Raw genomic sequence first — 2,285 nt, 5'->3', positions numbered from 1 at the left:
GTTCGGGACCGCTGGACGCTCCACCGGGCGGTGCGGGTCACCGGCCAACTCGTGGCTCGGCGCGGCGAACGCCTTCTCCGGCTGGCCCTTGACGGCGGTGGCGATGACCCGGGCGACCGCGTCGATCACCTTGGTCTGCACCGCCGAGCCCACCGAGTCGGCCGGGTCGTCCGGGTTGGCGGCGATACCGGCCACCGCGATCTGCGGGGTGAAGCCGACGAACGTCTCGGTGGAGTTCTCCTCCGAGCTACCCGTCTTACCAGCCACCGGCCGGCCGTCGAGGATGTCGTTCACGCCGGTGGCGGTGCCGCCGTTGCACTGCCCGAACGCCGACTGCTGACCCACCGGGCAGCGCGCCGCGTCCGTCGCGGCACGGGCGACGTCGGCGTCGAGCACCCGCTTGCAGGAGGGCTGCCCCACCGGCACCTTCGTGCCGTCCGCGTCGGTCACCGAAACCACCGGCACCGGCGTGCAGTAGGTGCCCTCGGCGGCCACAGTGGCGTACGCGTTGGCCAGGTCCAGCGGCGTGGTGGCCGCCACACCCAGGGTGAACGAACCCCAGTTCGCGGCGTTGTTCTTGGCGAAGGCGGCGTCCGAGTCGGCGCGGAACGTGATGCCGAGCCGCTGCGCCATCTGGACCACCTTGTCCTGGCCGACCTGCTCGGCCAGCCAGACGAAGTAGGTGTTCACCGAGCGGCCGAAGCCGTCCCACATCATCCGGTACCCGTCCATCCAGTCCGGGTTGGCGTTCGCCGGGCACCATTGGCCGTCACAGCTTCCCGGGCCCTCGGCGGCGTACCGGGTGGGCAGCTTGGCGGGCGCGTCGAAACCGGTGGAGAGGGTACGGCCCGACTCCAGCGCGGCGAGCATGGTGAACAGCTTGAACGTGGAACCCGCCTGGTACCCGTCGACGCTGGCTCCGCCGGAGATCAGCGGGTTGACGGTGTTCGGGTAGTTCGCCTGCCCGGCCGGGTTGTCGGCGAGGCTGTAGTGCCGGTTGACCGCCATCGCCAACACCCGCCCGGTGCCCGGCTGGACCGCCGCGATCGGCAGGGCGCGCTTGTTGTCGTAGGAGTAGACCTTGGTGGCCTGCTGCTGCGCGGTGGCCTGGATCTTCGGGTCCAGCGAGGTGACCACTGTGTAGCCGCCCGAACGCAGTGCCTGCTCGCGTTCCGCGACGGTCGCCCCGAAGGCCGGCTGGGTCAGCCACCACTGGCGCAGGTAGTCGCAGAAGAAGCCCCAGTCGTCGTGGCCCTGGGAGACGGCGGTGCAGCCGTTGGGCTGGGCGGTGGGGCGCAGGGCCAGCGGTTCGGCCTTGGCCTGGGCGGCCTGCGCGGGGGTGATCGCGTTGGTGGCGACCATCGAGTCCAACACGTACGACCGGCGGGTCAGCGCCTCGTCCTTGTCGCCGCTGATCGGGCTGTACGCGTCCGGGGACTGCACCAGACCGGCCAACAGGGCAGACTCGGCGAGGGTCAACTGCGCCGGAGGCTTGCCGAAGTACCGCTGACTGGCCGCCGCGATCCCGTACGCGCCGGAGCCGAAGTAGGCGATGTTCAGGTACCGGTCGAGGATCTCGTCCTTGCCGAGGCTCTTGTCCAGCGCGCTCGCGTACCGGATCTCCTGGATCTTGCGGCCCACCGTGGGATCGGTGGCGGCGGCGCGCTCCTCGGCGGTGCGGGTGGGGTCCGTCTTGAGCACGTTACGGACGTACTGCATGGTCAGCGTCGAGCCGCCCTGCTCGGTGCCGCCACCCTTGACGTTTGCCACCAGCGCCCGGGCCAGGCCGCGCAGGTCCGCGCCACCGTGCTCGTAGAAGCGCCGGTCCTCGGCCGCCACGATCGCCTGCCGCATGACCGGGGCGATCTCCGACAGGGGGACGTCGGTGCGGTTCACGTCGTAGAACGTGGTGATCAGCGTCTTGCCGTCGTTGGCGTAGAGGTACGAGCGCTGCGGCGTGGCCGGGGTCTTCAGCGAGGCCGGCAACGCGGCGTACGACCCGAGCGCGGAGCGGGCGGTGAGCCCGAGCAGCAGGTTGCCCGGCAGCGCGGCGACTGCCAGGACGAGCCCGGCCAACACGCCGGCGAGCAGCACTGTGAACAGCCGCGACAGCGGCGAGCGGGGGGCGGCCATGCTCCCCAGGATTGCCATGAAAGCCGCTAACCGACCACCCCCACCCCCCAATTGTCACCAACTTCACCCCCACCCCGACCCGCGTTGATCATGAAGTTGTTGCCATGACACGCCGAGGCCGAGCGCAACAACTTCATGATCAACGGACGAGG

1 protein-coding gene is annotated in these 2,285 nt (G+C 70.4%); it reads right to left on the bottom strand.

The genetic code is table 11. The annotated features are described in order from the left end of the window. On the bottom strand, positions 1-2,133 hold a 2,133-nt coding region (locus tag KBX08_RS32975), incomplete at its 3' end, for a transglycosylase domain-containing protein (protein WP_247670465.1). Between the last annotated feature and the right edge of the window lie 152 nt (positions 2,134-2,285).

Source organism: Micromonospora sp. H61, from assembly GCF_018070325.1.
Taxonomy (GTDB): domain Bacteria; phylum Actinomycetota; class Actinomycetes; order Mycobacteriales; family Micromonosporaceae; genus Micromonospora; species Micromonospora salmantinae.
Note: the sequence above shows the minus strand (reverse complement) of the source record. Positions and strands in the feature narration are given on the sequence as shown.